Annotated in this window: 14 protein-coding genes; 7 read left to right on the top strand and 7 right to left on the bottom strand. The window is 72.9% G+C overall.

Going from position 1 to position 14,575, the window contains the following annotated elements; all coding sequences use genetic code 11:
• Window positions 1-101: 101 nt before the first annotated feature.
• Window positions 102-518, bottom strand: coding sequence for an ATP-binding protein (locus ACZ3ZE_RS17225; RefSeq protein WP_467259568.1), 417 nt, complete (start codon window positions 516-518; stop codon window positions 102-104).
• A gap of 142 nt (window positions 519-660) precedes the next feature.
• Between ACZ3ZE_RS17225 and ACZ3ZE_RS17220 the strand changes: the two genes are divergently transcribed.
• The 3 genes from ACZ3ZE_RS17220 to ACZ3ZE_RS17210 are packed head-to-tail and all read left to right on the top strand — an operon-like array spanning window position 661 to window position 2,263.
• Complete coding sequence (locus ACZ3ZE_RS17220) at window positions 661-1,527, top strand: helix-turn-helix domain-containing protein (RefSeq protein WP_361165793.1); 867 nt, start codon at window positions 661-663, stop codon at window positions 1,525-1,527.
• Window positions 1,524-1,712: a DUF397 domain-containing protein gene (locus ACZ3ZE_RS17215; protein ID WP_361165796.1), complete on the top strand. Its 189-nt coding sequence runs from the start codon at window positions 1,524-1,526 to the stop codon at window positions 1,710-1,712. The genes ACZ3ZE_RS17220 and ACZ3ZE_RS17215 overlap by 4 nt, the downstream gene beginning before the upstream one ends.
• Before the next feature lie 38 nt (window positions 1,713-1,750).
• Window positions 1,751-2,263: a DUF1203 domain-containing protein gene (locus ACZ3ZE_RS17210; protein WP_467259565.1), complete on the top strand. Its 513-nt coding sequence runs from the start codon at window positions 1,751-1,753 to the stop codon at window positions 2,261-2,263.
• A gap of 12 nt (window positions 2,264-2,275) precedes the next feature.
• On the opposite strand, the gene dapB is transcribed toward ACZ3ZE_RS17210, so the two are convergent.
• From dapB to ACZ3ZE_RS17190, 4 genes are all read right to left on the bottom strand, one after another.
• Window positions 2,276-3,082, bottom strand: coding sequence for a 4-hydroxy-tetrahydrodipicolinate reductase (gene dapB, locus ACZ3ZE_RS17205; protein WP_363291402.1), 807 nt, complete (start codon window positions 3,080-3,082; stop codon window positions 2,276-2,278).
• 4 nt (window positions 3,083-3,086) lie between these two features.
• A complete protein-coding gene (locus ACZ3ZE_RS17200; RefSeq protein ID WP_361621338.1) occupies window positions 3,087-3,542 on the bottom strand; it encodes a VOC family protein in 456 nt (151 codons plus the stop codon).
• A gap of 60 nt (window positions 3,543-3,602) precedes the next feature.
• Window positions 3,603-4,595 carry an EamA family transporter RarD gene (gene rarD, locus ACZ3ZE_RS17195; RefSeq protein ID WP_361165809.1) on the bottom strand — a complete coding sequence of 331 codons (993 nt, stop codon included), beginning with the start codon at window positions 4,593-4,595 and terminating at the stop codon, window positions 3,603-3,605.
• Between the two features lie 117 nt (window positions 4,596-4,712).
• Window positions 4,713-5,579, bottom strand: a complete 867-nt coding sequence (locus tag ACZ3ZE_RS17190; RefSeq protein ID WP_361621341.1) for an NmrA family NAD(P)-binding protein — start codon at window positions 5,577-5,579, stop codon at window positions 4,713-4,715.
• A gap of 117 nt (window positions 5,580-5,696) precedes the next feature.
• Between ACZ3ZE_RS17190 and ACZ3ZE_RS17185 the strand changes: the two genes are divergently transcribed.
• The 4 genes from ACZ3ZE_RS17185 to ACZ3ZE_RS17170 all read left to right on the top strand — a co-directional run bounded on the left by ACZ3ZE_RS17185 (window position 5,697) and on the right by ACZ3ZE_RS17170 (window position 11,485).
• Entirely contained in the window at window positions 5,697-6,089 is a 393-nt protein-coding gene (locus ACZ3ZE_RS17185; protein WP_361165815.1) for a winged helix-turn-helix transcriptional regulator, read from the top strand.
• A gap of 106 nt (window positions 6,090-6,195) precedes the next feature.
• Complete coding sequence (locus ACZ3ZE_RS17180) at window positions 6,196-7,008, top strand: hypothetical protein (RefSeq protein WP_467259563.1); 813 nt, start codon at window positions 6,196-6,198, stop codon at window positions 7,006-7,008.
• Between the two features lie 5 nt (window positions 7,009-7,013).
• Window positions 7,014-9,299: a bifunctional serine/threonine-protein kinase/ABC transporter substrate-binding protein gene (locus ACZ3ZE_RS17175; protein ID WP_442303799.1), complete on the top strand. Its 2,286-nt coding sequence runs from the start codon at window positions 7,014-7,016 to the stop codon at window positions 9,297-9,299.
• Window positions 9,300-9,301: 2 nt separating this feature from the next.
• Window positions 9,302-11,485, top strand: a complete 2,184-nt coding sequence (locus tag ACZ3ZE_RS17170; RefSeq protein ID WP_467259803.1) for a bifunctional serine/threonine-protein kinase/ABC transporter substrate-binding protein — start codon at window positions 9,302-9,304, stop codon at window positions 11,483-11,485.
• 18 nt (window positions 11,486-11,503) lie between these two features.
• Here the strand turns inward: ACZ3ZE_RS17170 and ACZ3ZE_RS17165 are convergent, their stop codons facing one another.
• Together ACZ3ZE_RS17165 and ACZ3ZE_RS17160 are read right to left on the bottom strand one after the other, a co-directional pair.
• Window positions 11,504-12,556, bottom strand: coding sequence for a 2-oxoacid:ferredoxin oxidoreductase subunit beta (locus ACZ3ZE_RS17165; RefSeq protein WP_361621347.1), 1,053 nt, complete (start codon window positions 12,554-12,556; stop codon window positions 11,504-11,506).
• Complete coding sequence (locus ACZ3ZE_RS17160) at window positions 12,549-14,486, bottom strand: 2-oxoacid:acceptor oxidoreductase subunit alpha (RefSeq protein ID WP_361621350.1); 1,938 nt, start codon at window positions 14,484-14,486, stop codon at window positions 12,549-12,551. The genes ACZ3ZE_RS17165 and ACZ3ZE_RS17160 overlap by 8 nt, the downstream gene beginning before the upstream one ends.
• Between the last annotated feature and the right edge of the window lie 89 nt (window positions 14,487-14,575).

The raw sequence follows: 14,575 nt of genomic DNA, 5'->3' as shown, positions 1-14,575 counted from the left end.
CAGGGCCTATCGGCCGGAATGACCGGAAAATCCACGCCTGTTGACCGAGAACACGGCCAGTGCGGCAACCGCAGGCGTAGCAGCCGTCGCCCGGACAGTGCCTAGTTCAGGGCCAGTTCCGCCCACACCGTCTTCCGGGGTACGGGCCCGGTCCGCACCCCCCACCCCCGCGCCAGCCCCTCCACGATCAGCAGCCCGCGCCCCGACTCGGCCGCGCCCGGACTCACGCGCCGGGGCAGTCGGTCACCCCGCGTGTCCGTGACCTCGATCCGCAGGACGTCCTCCCGCGCGGACAGTGCGAGGTGGAAGTCCCGGCCCGAGACGTGGCCGTGCGTCACGGCGTTCGCCGCGAGTTCGGCGACGATCTGAGCCGCCGGCTCCGCCACGTACACCAGGTCCCAGGAGCGCAGCTGCTCCACGGCCAGGAGCCGGGCCAGTCGGGCGCCGCGACGGGTGGCGGAGAGCTGGATTCCGAATTGGCGTACGGACGCCAAGAGTTGGGTGGGTTCTTCGTTCATGTCACCCAGCGTGGCGGCGCGTGCTTACGCTGCCCATCGAACATGCCCTTACGTACGGTTACTGTCCCGCGACTGTCCGGTCCTGTCCCGACTGTCCGGGACCACCCCAGGGGTAGGGCGGGGCCGAAGGAGGTGGGCGCGCATGAGCGTGGACGAGGTGGACGGTGCGGGGACAGAGGACGCGGGCTGGGAGGTGGAGCCCGGTGACGAGTCGGGTGCGGCGGTCGTGGCCGCCGTGGGCCGCCAGCTCAAGCTGTGGCGGGAGGCGAAGGGACTCGGAGCGGTCGAACTCGGGGAACGGATCGGCTACGGCGAGGACCTGGTGCGCAAGGTCGAGCGCGGGGCGCGCATCCCGCGTCCCGAGTTCCTGGACAGGTCGGACGAGGTGCTGGGTGCGGGCGGGCTGATCTCGGCGATGAAGAAGGACGTGGAGGAGGTTCGTTACCCGAAGCAGGTGCGCGACTTGGCGAAGCTGGAGGCGCGGGCGGTCGAGTTCTGCCTGTACTCCAACTTCGACGTCCACGGACTGTTGCAGACCGAGGAGTTCTCGCGAGCGATCCTGCGGACCTGGCGTCCGGCGTACGGCGCGGAGGAGCTGGAGCGGTATCTGGCGGCGAGGGTGGCCCGCCGGGCGGTGCTGGAGAAGGACCCTGCACCCGAGTTCAGCTTCATCCAGGAAGAGGTGTCGCTGCGACGGCCCATCGGGGGGAGGATGGTGCTGCGTCGCCAGCTCGAACATCTGCTGGAGGTGAGTGAGTTGCCGCACGTCGAAATTCAGGTGATGCCGACCGAGCGCGCCGACCACCCCGCTACCGGGGGGCGGATCGCGGTCCTGAAGTTCGGGGACGGCACGGCCGTCGGGCGCATGGACGGTGACTTCGGTGGCCGCCCGGTCTCCGACCTCAAACGGCTCCGGATCTTGGATCTGCGCTATGGCATCATCCGATCCAAGGCCCTCACTCCTGCGGAGTCACGGGACTTCATCGAGCAACTGCTGGGAGAGACATGATCCGCACCCCCGAACTGGACTGGTTCAAGAGCAGCTACAGCGACAGCGGCAATGGCAACGACTGCATCGAGGTTGCCGCTACTCCCGGCATCGTCCACGTTCGCGACTCCAAGGACGCCGACGGCGCCCGTCTCGCGCTCGGTCCCGGTGTCTGGGCCGTGTTCGTGAGTTCCGTGTCCGAATAGCGCCAGCGTCCACGCCCCGCCCGCGTGAGGCTGGACGCATGGCAACCACCTACACCGCACAGCCCATCCCGCCCACCGCTCTCGCCGAGCTGCGCCGTACCGACGACGCCGGGCGGGGCTGCGTCCCCTACGCCGTGACCGACGACGACGGCGTCGGCAGCCCCCTGCGGTGCTGCCTGCGCGGCGCGGCGGCGGGGGAGCGGATCGCGCTCGTCTCGTACGCGCCGCTGCGGCGGTGGGCGGTCGAGACGGGGGCCGAGCCGGGCGCGTACGACGAGCAGGGGCCCGTGTTCATCCACGCCGAGGAGTGCGGGGGGCCGGACGAGGACCCGAAGGCGTACCCCTTCGACCGGACCGGCGCGCTGCGCACCCTGCGCAGGTACGACGCCCAGGGCCGGATCGTCGGCGGGCGGCTCCTGGAGATCCCCGAGGAGCCGGCCGAGGGCTTCGACCGGGGCTTCGCCGAGGCGTTCGCGGACCCAGAGGTCACGCGCGTGCACGTGCGGGCCGTGGAGTACGGGTGCTTCCTCTTCGAGGTGCGGCGCGCTTGACCCGGGCGTGCCCTACCCGAACAGCACCGACCCCAGCCCCCGCCGCACCCCCACCGCCTCGCCCACCCGCCGCACCGCGAGCAGCGTGCCCGCCGTGTACGGGTCGGGGGTCGGGCCCGCGTCGTGGCGGAGGGTCAGGCGTTCGCCGTCGCCGCCGAAGACGACCTCCGTGCTGACCACGAAGCTGGGGAGCCGCACCGAGTGCACCCTGCTGCCCGCCACGTCCGCGCCCCTCGCCTCGACTGGGCCCTGCAACTCGTCCAGGGGGACGCCCTGTTCGGGGGTGCGGGTGTTGCCCAGGGTCTCGGCGAGTTCGCGGGCCGTGCCGCTCGGCACGTCGGGCTTGGTGGCGCTCGCGTAGTCGATGATCTCCCAGTGGTCCAGGTGCTCCGCCGCGAGCTCGGCGGCGCGGGCGAGGACCGCCGCCATCACGGAGAAGTTGCCCGCCGCGATCACGCCGACGCCCCGCGCGCGGGCCAGGGCGTCGAGTTCGGCGTAGTCCTCGGCGGTCAGGCCGCTGGAGCCGACGACCACGTGGACGCCCGCCTCGACCGCCGCCCACACGTTCGCCCGTACCGCCGAGGCGCTCGTGTAGTCGACCAGCACGTCGGCCGGCACCGCCGCGAGGGCCTCGGCGACCGAGCCGTACACCGTGCCCTCGGAGCGGACCCCCGTCACCTCGGGCAGCGGGCGCCCGGCCGCCGACCGGGAGACCCCGGAGGCCAGCTCCAGGTCGGTGGCGTGGGCGATGCCCGCGAGGATCGGCGGGGCGGTCCAGCCGGTGACGCCGGCGAAACAGACTCGGATCATGCGGTTCATGCGGTCAATGTACGCAGAACTCGTTGCCCTCCGGGTCCGACATCACGACCCAACTCCCGCCGGGTTCCGCCACGTCCCGCACGGTCGAGGCGCCGAGGGCCGTCAGCCGGGCCACCTCCGCCGCCCGGTCGTCCGCCTCGGGGTGCAGGTCCATGTGGAGCCGGTTCTTGACGGTCTTCGGCTCCGGGACGCGCTGGAAGAGGATGCGGCGGCCGAGACCCGTGTCCGAGGCCGGGTCGTGCGGGTCGTCGGGGTGCCGGACGGCCGCCAGGTCGCGCCAGGCGGCACGGCCCCGGACGGTGAGCGTCGCCTCGGGCGGGACCGCTCCGGCGTCCAGCAGGGTGGCGATCAGGACGCTGTGGTCCTCCTCCCGGTAGGCGAGCGCGGCGGCCCAGAACGCGGCCTGGGCGTGCGGATCGGCGCAGTCGACGACGAGCTTCCAGTGCACAGGAGTGGTCATGGGTGCGTTTATACGGGAGGGGTCCGACAGTCGGTGGGAGCCCGCGCCCCGCGAACGGGCCTACGCGGGGTCGGCCGCCGGAAGCGGCGCGGCGGGCGCCGCAGCCGTCGCCGGGGCGGTGGCCGCAACCGCCGCCGCCTCCCGGCTCGCCGCCTCCACCGCCGCCCGGCTGCGCCGGGCCGTGCGCAGGGCGTCCCAGGTCAGGATCGTCAGGGCCAGCCACACCAGCGAGAAGCCCGCCCAGCGCTCCGCCGGCATCGCCTCGTGGAAGTAGACGACGCCGAGCAGGAACTGGAAGAGCGGGGCCAGGTACTGGAGCAGTCCCAGCGTGGAGAGCGGGACGCGGATCGCGGCGGCGCCGAAGCAGATCAGCGGGACGGCGGTCACCACGCCGGTGGCCGCGAGCAGTGCCGCGTGGCCGGTGCCGTGGGCGCCGAAGGTGAGCGTGCCCTGGGTGCCGAGCCAGATGAGGTAGCCGAGCGCGGGCAGGAACAGTACGGCCGTCTCGGCGGCGAGCGACTCCACGCCGCCGAGGTTGACCTTCTTCTTCACCAGGCCGTAGATCGCGAAGGAGAAGGCGAGCGTGAGGGAGATCCACGGCAGGCGCCCGTAGCCGATGGACAGGACGACGACGGCGGCGAAGCCGACGCCGACCGCCGTCCACTGGGCGGGCCGCAGCCGTTCCTTGAGGACGAGGACGCCCAGCGCGATGGTGACGAGCGGGTTGATGAAGTAGCCGAGCGAGGCCTCGACGACCTGGCCGTTGTTGACGGACCAGATGTAGAGGCCCCAGTTGACGCTGATCACGGCCGCGGCGACGGTGATGAGGGCCAGCTTGCGCGGGCTGCGTATCAGCTCGGGCAGCCAGCTCCAGCGGCGCGTCACCAGCAGCGCGAGGGCGACGACGGCCAGCGACCAGACCATCCGGTGGGCCAGGATCTCGACCGCGCCGGAGGGCTTGAGGAGGGGCCAGAAGAGCGGGACCAGGCCCCACATCCCGTAGGCGCCGATCCCGTAGATGAGCCCTGCCCGGGCCTCGTTGTCGTCCTTCACCGAACCTCCCCGCCCCGCGCCACGCTGTCCCGTCGAAGGTAGCGCCGCACGGGGCGGGCTGTCATGTCCGTATCGCCATACGGTCCTGACCGATCTTGGAGGCGGGTCCGGGCCCCGTCACGCGCCGGCGAGCGCGGCGCCGATCGTCTCCGCGAGCGGGGTGGTCGGGCGGCCGATCAGCCGCGCGAGGGCGTCGCCGCGGCTCGCGAGCGCGCCGTGCTCGACGGCCCGGTCGACGTCCACGAGGATCTCCGCGAACGGCGCGGGAACCCCGGCGCCGGTGAGGATCTCCCGGTGGGCCGCGGCGGGCACGCTCGTGTACGTGATCTCCCGGCCGGACTGGCGGGCGACCTCCGCCGCGTACTCGGCGAGGGACCAGGACACGTCGCCGTTCAGCTCGTACGCCCGGTTCAGGTGCTCCTCGGCCGGTCCGGTCAGGACGGCGGCGGCCGCGGCGGCGTAGTCGGCGCGCGAGGCGGAGGCGATCCGGCCCTCGCCCGCGTTGGCGACGACGGCGCCGTGGGCCAGGACGGGCGCGAGGTTCGCCGTGTAGTTCTCGGTGTACCAGCCGTTGCGCAGGAAGGTGTACGGCAGTCCCGAGCCGAGAATCGCCTCCTCGGTCGCCTTGTGCTCCTCGGCGAGCAGGAAGTCGGCCTCGGGCCCACCGAGGACGCCCGTGTACGCGAGCTGGGCGACGCCCGCGGCCTTGGCGGCGGCCACCACGGCGGTGTGCTGCGCCACCCGCTGCCCGACCTCGCTGCCCGAGATCAGCAGCACCCGGTCACCCGCTTCGAAGGCGCCGGCCAGCGTCTCCGGGCGGCTGTAGTCGGCGATCCGCAGTTCCACCCCGCGCGCGGCCAGGTCGGTGGCCTTCTCCTTGTCGCGGACGACCGCGGCGACGGACCCGGCGGGGACGGTGGCGAGGAGGGCGTCGATGACGAGGCGGCCCAGCTGGCCGGTGGCTCCGGTGACGACGATGCTCATGGTGGGGCTCCTGGTGGGTGCGGCGGGGGTGCGGCGGGGGTGTGCGGTCCGTGCTCCACTCACCGTACGGCTGGCACTAACCTTTCGTAAGTACCCACTTTGAAGTAAGGTACTGGTATGGAAGTAAGTGTGGACGGAGTCAGGCGGACCGTCGTGGTCGACGCGATGTGCCCCGAGCGGCGCGTCCTGGAGCACGTCACCAGCCGCTGGGGCGTGCTGATCCTCATCGCCCTGCTGGAACGCTCGTACCGCTTCAGCGAGCTGCGCCGGGCCGTCGGCGGGGTCAGCGAGAAGATGCTCACCCAGACCCTCCAGACCCTGGAGCGCGACGGCCTCGTCCACCGCGACGCCAAGCCCGTGATCCCACCGCGCGTCGACTACAGCCTCACCACCCTCGGCCGCGAGGCCGCCGAGCAGGTCGCCGCGCTGGCGTTGTGGACCGAGCGCCGGCTGCCCGCCGTCCAGGAGGCCCGGGAGCGTTACGACACGGTCCGCGAGGCGTCCCAATGAGGTTGTAGTCCGGGCGAGTTGATCCCCGGAGCCGTACGATCTCCCTCACCGACCGGGGGATCGTGTGAGCGACCGTGGGGGAATCGTGAGGGACACAGGCGGAAGAGTGCTGCGCACCGGAGCCGTGGTGGCGGCGGCGGGCGTGGTGCTTCTGGCGGGCTGTTCGTCGGGAGGCGGCGGAGGCGGCGGGGGTGACGGGAAGCCGTCCCCGAGAACCCCGGGCGCGAGCGCCTCCGGGACCCCGGGCGCGACCCCGGCCCCGACGCCGACCGCGCTGGACTTCACCCCGGACCCGAAGAAGGCGCCGCGCGACACGGCCTCCGCGCGGCGGATGGCGCTCGCGATGGTGGCGGGGCCGGACGACTGGGGGCCCGAGTACGTCAAGCGCACCCGGTACCTCAGCGACCCCGACTACTGGCCCGTCCTCGACGCGAACTGCGAGTGGGAGACCGGCACCCGTCCCCTCTCCGTCCTCGCCGGCGTCACCGCCTACAGCGAGATCCCGGCCGCCGGCGGCAAGGGCGTGCTGAAGGTCGCCGCCACCGTCACCGTGCACCGCACCGAGTCCGACGCCGACTGGGAGATGGCCGGGACCCTGGAGGAGGCGCTGCGCTGCCCGGACCAGCAACTGCGCCAGGGTGAGCGCATCACCGGCCTCATGTCCCTCGGCGTCCCCTACGGCACCTCCAACAACACGTACTCGACCGACACCCTCCTGGAGCGGGGCTCGTACCTCGACGACGCCTTCAAGGGAACGCAGTTCTACAGCTGGATGCAGAGCCGCATCGGGCAGGTCACCGTCGCCGTCGTCGTCAAGGGCGCCCCCGGCTACACCGAAGGGGACGTCACCGAGGCCCAGGCCCGGGCCAACGTGATCATGCAGGACCGCGTCAAGAAGCAGTTGGGAGTCTCCTCGTGAGCCCGATGGCCCAGCCCGACCCCCAGCCCGAGCCCCGGCCCGGCCCCCCGCCCGCCCCGCGGCCCGGCGCGCTCCAGCCGCTCCTACCCGCCGACCCGTCCACGATCGCCGGCTACCGCCTCCTCGGCCGGCTCGGCGCCGGCGGCATGGGCGTGGTCTACCTCGGCCGCACCGACACCGGCGAACTCGCCGCCGTCAAGGTGACCCACGCCGACCAGGCGGACCAGGCCGACTTCCGGGCCCGTTTCCGCCGAGAGGTCGAGGCCGCCCGCCGGGTCGTCAGCCCCTGGGCCGTCCCCGTGACCGGCGCCGACCCCGACGCGCCCGAGCCGTGGATGGCGACCGCCTTCGTGCCCGGCCCCTCCCTCGGCGAGGCCGTCCGCGCGCACGGGCCGCTGCCCGAGCGGAGCGTACGGATCCTCGGCGGCACCGTCGCCCGGGCGCTCGCCGCCGTCCACGCGGCCGGCATCGTCCACCGGGACGTGAAGCCCGGCAACATCCTGCTCGCCATCGACGGCCCCCGCCTGATCGACTTCGGCATCGCCCGCACCACCGGCGAGGCCGGGCTCACCTCGGCCGACATGGTCGTCGGCACACCCGGCTTCCTCGCCCCCGAGCAGGCCGAGGCCCGCGCCGACGCCATCGGACCGCCCGCCGACGTCTTCGCGCTCGGCTGCCTCCTCGCCTTCGCGGCGACCGGCCGCCCGCCCTTCGGCACCGGCGCCCTCGACGCCCTGCTCTACCGGACCGTCCACGACGCACCCGACCTCGCCGGCGTCCCGGAGGGCCTGCTCCCGCTCCTGACGGCCTGCCTCGCCAAGGACCCCGCCGCCCGGCCCGGTGTCGCCGAGATCGCCGCGCGGCTCACCGAGGACGCCCCCGCCGGCGCCGCCGACTGGCTGCCCGCGCCCGTCGTCACCACGATCGCCGAACGCTCGGCGGCCATGCTCGCGCTGCCCGACATCGACCCGACCACGTCCGGCACCGACCCGGACGCCCCCGCGAACCCCGGCCGGCGCCGCTTCCTGCTGCTCGGCGCCGGAGCCGCCGTACTCGCGGCGGGCGGCGGCGCGTTCGCCCTGTGGAACTCCGGGCGCGACGGCACCGGCGACGACGGGAAGCCGCCCGCGCCGAAGACCCGGAACACCTGGGCCATCGGCGTCCTCGCCGACCTGTCCGGGCCCGCCCAGGAGATCGGCCGGGCCCAGGAGCGCGGCGCCCGGCTGGCCGTCGAGCGGTTCAACGCCCAGCACAAGGGCAAGCCCTTCACCCTCGAACTCAAGGTCTCCGACGACCGCGGGGACACCGCGGGCGCCCTCGCCGCCGCCCGCCGGCTCACCTCCGACCCCTCCGTGCTCGCCGTCCTCGGCCCCACCTCCGACGACACCGGCCAAGTCGTGCTCCCCGCCTTCGAGGAAGCCGGCATCCCGCTCCTCACCACCTCGGCCGGACACAACCTGCTCGCCCTGCGGGGCGACTCCGGCCCCCAGAACACGACCGTCCTGCGCGCCATCCCGAACCACGTCGTGGCGGGCACCTACCTCGCCTGGTCCACCACGCTGCTGCCGCAGATCCGCCGCCCCGGCGTCCTCCAGGAACGCACCGACGACCAGTACGCCTGGCAGTACACCGGCGGCGTCCGCTTCGGCTACAAGCAGGCCGGCATCAAGCCGTACTTCCGGGTGGTCCCGCGCCGCGTCACCGACTACCGCACGATCATCGGAAAGATGATCGACGACGGCATCGACGCGTACATCCACTGCGGGGTCCGCTCCACGGCCGTGCTCGCCGCCCGCGCCCTGAACCAACTCGGCTTCACCGGGCCCCGGTTCACCGGCCAGAACGTCTTCGGCTCGCAGTTCCTGAAGGAGGCCGGGACCGCCGCCGAGGGCTGGTTCGTCTGCGCGCCCGTCGTCGACCCCGTCCAGCGGGCCGCCGACCCCAAGCAGAAGCCCGCCGACCGCGAGGCCGCCCAGGAGTTCCTGGACGCCTACCGCAAGCGCTACGGCACCACCCCGGCGTACTACACCGGCGAGTCCTTCGACGTGGTCAACCTGGTCACGTCCTGGCTCGCCAAGAGCGCCGCCAAGGGCCCGCTCGCCCGCAAGGGCCTGTGGCAGGACCTGCGCAAGCAGAAGTACACCGGGGCCATGGGCGGTTACGCGTTCACCGAGTACGGCGAGCTCTCCGGTGTCGGCACCTTCGTCTTCGGCGTGCAGAACGGGGCCTACAAGTTCATCGGGAACGCGCCCCCGCAGCCCAACCAGCCCACCAAGCCCAAGAAGGCGTGAGCGTGCAGCCCCTCAAGAAGGCCGACCCCTCCTCGCTCGCGGGGTTCCGGCTGCTCGGGCGGCTCGGCGCCGGCGGCATGGGCGTGGTCTACCTCGCCCGGTCCGCCGGCGGCGCGCTCGCCGCCCTCAAACTCATCCGCGCCGAACACGCCGCCGACCCCGGCTTCCGCGCCCGCTTCCGCCGCGAGGCGCGGGTCGCCGAGCGGATCACCGGCCGCTGGGTCGTCCGGGTCCTCGGCGCCGACCCGGAGGCCCGCGAACCGTGGCTGGCCACCGAGTTCGTGCCCGGGCCCTCCCTCGCCGAGGCCGTCGCCGTGCACGGCGCACTGCCCGAACCGACCGTACGCGCCCTCGGCGCACGGCTCGCCGACGCCCTCGCCGACCTGCACGTGGCCGGGCTCGTCCACCGTGACGTCAAGCCCGGCAACGTCCTCCTCGCCCTCGACGGGCCCCGGCTCATCGACTTCGGCATCGCCCGGGTCAGCGGCGCCACCGCGCTCACCGCCACCGACGCGATGATCGGCACGCCCGGCTTCCTCGCCCCCGAGCAGGCCCGCGCCCTCGGCGCCGGCGAGGTCGGACCGGCCAGCGACGTCTTCTCGCTCGGCTGCGTCCTCGCGTACGCGCTGACCGGCCGCCGCCCGTTCGGCACGGGCGCGGTGGCCGCGGTCGTCTACCGCACCGTCCACGAGGAGCCCGACCTCGACGCCGTACCGGACACCCTGCTGCCGCTCGTCACCGCCTGCCTCGCCAAGGACCCGGCACAGCGGCCCACCGCGGAGGACGTACGGGACCGGCTCGGCGCCGCCGACGGGCCCGCCCGCGACTGGCTCCCGGCCGGCCTGCCCGCCCTGATCGCCCGGAGCTCCTCCGAGGTCCTCGACCTGCCCGTCGCCGACCCGACCCTCCTCGTGGCGGGCGCGGAACCCGCGGGCCCGTCCCGCCGCCGGCTCCTGATCGCCGGTTCCGCCGCCGCCGTCGCGAGCGCCGGCGGACTCACCGCCTGGCTGCTCGGCCGCGGCCCCGCCGGAACGGGCACCGGCGGCGGCACGGGCTCCGGTGCCGTGAGGCAGGCGTACACGCTCGGCCTGCTGACCGATCTGAGCGGCCCGACCAAGGCGGACGGGCGCGCCCAGGAACGCGGTCTGCGCCTCGCCCTGGAGGGCTTCAACGCCCGCGCGGACCGGCCCTTCGACCTGCGCGTCACGGTGACGGACGACGGGGGCGACCCCGAGCGGGCCGCCGCCGGGGCCCGCGCCCTCCTCAAGGACCCGGCCTTCGTCGCCGCTCTCGGCCCGACGACCACCGAAACGGCCATCGCGGCGGCGGACGTGCTCGTCGAGTCGAAGGTGCCGGTGCTGAGCGTGGTGGCGTCGGTCCCGGACGGGGTGATCAAAGGCCAGTCGCCGGAGCTGCGCACGTACTTCGAGGCGCGGCCCTACGCCGACGTGATGATGGTGCCCTTCGGCCGCTACCTGACCGAGCACAAGCTGCGTCGCACCGCCGTCATCGAGGACCGGGCGGCCGGCACCTACAGCTGGCTCGCCGCCCGGAACATGAAGAACGCGCCGCCCGCCGGAGGCACGGTCACCGTGCACCAGGTCGCCGCGGACAGCGAGGACTTCGGCCCGGCGGTCCGGGACGCACTCGCCACCTCGCCGACGGGCGTGATGTACCTGGGGAAGTCGCCGCGCCGGGCCGCCCTGTGCGCCAAGGCCCTGAAGCAGCAGGGATACCGGGGCCCGTGCGGAAGCGTCGAGCCCGCGTTCCAACCGGAGTTCCTCACCGTGGCGGGCCCGGCCGCCGAGGGCTGGTACTTCGGGGCGGGCTACACCGACCCCGACACGATCCCGGGCGCACGGGAGTTCACGGCCGCGTACCGCAGGCGCTGGCGGCTCGCGGCCACGGATCCGGTCGACCGCTTCGCGGTGGAGACGTACGACGCCCTGTACTGGACGGGGCAGGCGCTGCGTACCGCCACCAAGAGGAACGCGGGGCACCTGGGCGCGGCGGTCTCGAACGCGTTCACGAAGGAGGACAAGGTGTACCGGGGGGTGGCGAGGTCCTACGACTCCAGGGCGAGCAACAACTCGAAGTCCGTCCTGGAAGGGCTGACCCTCTGGCAGGTCAGGTCCGGAAAGCCCCGCTGCCTCGGCCCGTTCGCCGAGGCAGCCAAGCGCGACTGACGGGGGCGCGCGCCCCCGTCAGCCCACCACCGTCCACGTGTCGTTGCCCGCCAACAGCTGGCCCAGGTCGCCCTTGCCCTGCTGCTCCACGGCCTTCTCCAGCTGGTCCGCCATCAGCGTGTCGTACACCGGCCGCTCCACGGACCGGAACACCCCGATGGGGGTCTGGTGCAGGGTGTCGGGGTCGGCGAGGCGGGAGAGGGCGAAGGCGGTCGTGGGGGAGGCGGAGTGGGCGTCGTGGACGAGGATGCCCGCCTCGTTCTCCGGGGTCACGGTGACGACCTTGAGGTCGCCGGTGGCCGGGTCGCGGACGACGCCCTTGTCGAGCGCGGCGCCGAAGCGGATCGGCTGCCCGTGCTCCAGGCGGATCACCGCCTCCTTGGCCTGCTCGTTGTCCTTCAGGACCTCGAAGGCGCCGTCGTTGAAGATGTTGCAGTTCTGGTAGATCTCCACCAGGGCCGTGCCGTTGTGGTCGGCGGCCTGCCGCAGCACCTCGGTGAGGTGCTTGCGGTCGGAGTCCACCGTGCGCGCCACGAAGCTGGCCTCGGCGCCGATCGCCAGCGACACCGGGTTGAAGGGCGCGTCCAGGGAGCCCATCGGCGTCGACTTGGTGATCTTGCCGAGCTCCGAGGTGGGGCTGTACTGGCCCTTCGTCAGACCGTAGATCCGGTTGTTGAAGAGCAGGATCTTCAGGTTGACGTTGCGGCGCAGCGCGTGGATCAGGTGGTTGCCGCCGATGGACAGCGCGTCGCCGTCACCCGTGACGACCCACACCGACAGGTCGCGGCGCGAGGTCGCGAGGCCGGTCGCGATGGCCGGGGCGCGGCCGTGGATCGAGTGCATCCCGTACGTGTTCATGTAGTACGGGAAGCGGGACGAGCAGCCGATGCCGGAGACGAAGACGATGTTCTCGCGCGCGAGACCCAGCTCCGGCATGAAGCCCTGGACGGCGGCGAGCACGGCGTAGTCGCCGCAGCCGGGGCACCAGCGGACCTCCTGGTCGGACTTGAAGTCCTTCATCGACTGGGCGGCCTCGGCCTTGGGCACCAGGTGCAGCAGCGACTCACTCATCGATGACCTCCTTGAGAGCGGCGGCGAGCTGCTCGGCCTTGAACGGCATGCCGTTGACCTGGGTGTGGCTGCGGGCGTCCACGAGATAACGGGCCCGGACGAGGGTGGCGAGCTGCCCCAGGTTCATCTCGGGCACCACGACCTTCTCGTAGCGCTTCAGCACCTCGCCGAGGTTCTTCGGGAAGGGGTTGAGGTGGCGCAGATGGGCCTGCGCGATGGGCCGGCCGGCCACCCGGAGCCGCCGCACGGCCGCGGTGATCGGACCGTACGTGGAGCCCCAGCCGAGGACCAGGGTGCTCGCGCCGTCCGGGTCGTCGACCTCGACGTCCGGCACCTCGATGCCGTCGATCTTGGCCTGCCGGGTGCGCACCATGAACTCGTGGTTGGCGGGGTCGTAGCTGATGTTGCCGGTGCCGTCCTGCTTCTCGATGCCGCCGATGCGGTGTTCGAGACCGGGGGTGCCGGGCACGGCCCAGGGCCGGGCGAGGGTCTCCGGGTCGCGCTTGTACGGCCAGAAGACCTCGGTGCCGTCCGCCAGGGTGTGGTTCGGGCCGGTGGCGAAGGGCGTGGTCAGGTCGGGGAGTTCGGCGACGTCCGGGATGCGCCAGGGCTCGGAGCCGTTGGCCAGGTAGCCGTCGGAGAGCAGGAAGACCGGGGTGCGGTACGCGAGGGCGATCCGGGCCGCGTCGACCGCCGCGTCGAAGCAGTCGGCGGGGGTCTTCGGGGCGACGATCGGCACCGGGGCCTCGCCGTTGCGCCCGTACATGGCCTGGAGGAGGTCGGCCTGCTCGGTCTTGGTGGGCAGACCGGTGGACGGGCCGCCGCGCTGGATGTCGACGACGAGCAGCGGCAGTTCGAGGGAGACGGCCAGGCCGATGGTCTCGGACTTGAGCGCCACGCCGGGCCCGGAGGTCGTGGTCACGGCCAGCGAGCCGCCGAAGGCGGCGCCGAGCGCGGCGCCGATGCCGGCGATCTCGTCCTCGGCCTGGAAGGTGCGCACGCCGAAGTTCTTGTGCCGGGACAGCTCGTGGAGGATGTCCGAGGCCGGGGTGATCGGGTACGAGCCGAGGTAGAGCGGCAGGTCCGCCTGGCGGGAGGCGGCGATCAGGCCGTACGAGAGGGCCAGGTTCCCGGAGATGTTGCGGTACGTGCCGGTGGGGAAGGCGCGGGTCGCCGGGGCGACCTCGTAGGAGACGGCGAAGTCCTCGGTGGTCTCGCCGAAGTTCCAGCCGGCCCGGAACGCGGCCACGTTCGCCTCGGCGATCTGCGGCTTCTTCGCGAACTTCTGGCGCAGGAACTTCTCGGTGCCCTCGGTGGGCCGGTGGTACATCCAGGAGAGCAGCCCGAGCGCGAACATGTTCTTGGAGCGCTCGGCCTCCTTCCGGGACAGGCCGAACTCCTTCAGCGCCTCCACCGTCAGGGTGGTCAGCGGCACCGGGTGGACCCGGTAGGCGTCGAGCGAGCCGTCCTCCAGCGGGGAGGTCGCGTAGCCCACCTTGGCCATCGCGCGCTTGGCGAACTCGTCCGTGTTGACGATGATCTCGCCGCCGCGCGGCACGTCCCCGATGTTGGCCTTCAGCGCGGCCGGGTTCATCGCGACCAGGACGTTCGGAGCGTCGCCCGGGGTCAGGATGTCGTGGTCGGCGAAGTGCAACTGGAACGAGGAGACGCCCGGCAGGGTGCCGGCGGGGGCCCGGATCTCGGCGGGGAAGTTCGGCAGCGTGGAGAGGTCGTTCCCGAACGACGCCGTCTCCGAGGTGAACCGGTCACCCGTGAGCTGCATGCCGTCACCCGAGTCACCCGCGAAGCGAATGATCACCCGGTCGAGCCGGCGGACTTCCTTCGCGGAACCGTGGTCGACCGTCGCCGGGGCGCTGCGCTGCTCCCCGACCAGGGCCTCACCGGCCTCGCTACTGACCTGGCTGGTCACTGAACTGGACCTCCCTCGCGGCAGGGGTTCTCTACTCCGCAGGGGCGGAGAAGGCTCGTAGGACGCCCGGCCGACCGGTCGTCCCGTGG

Source organism: Streptomyces sp. NPDC023157 (genome assembly GCF_055560575.1).
The sequence above is the reverse complement of the archived record's forward strand: the minus strand, read 5'-3'. Positions and strand labels throughout refer to the sequence as shown.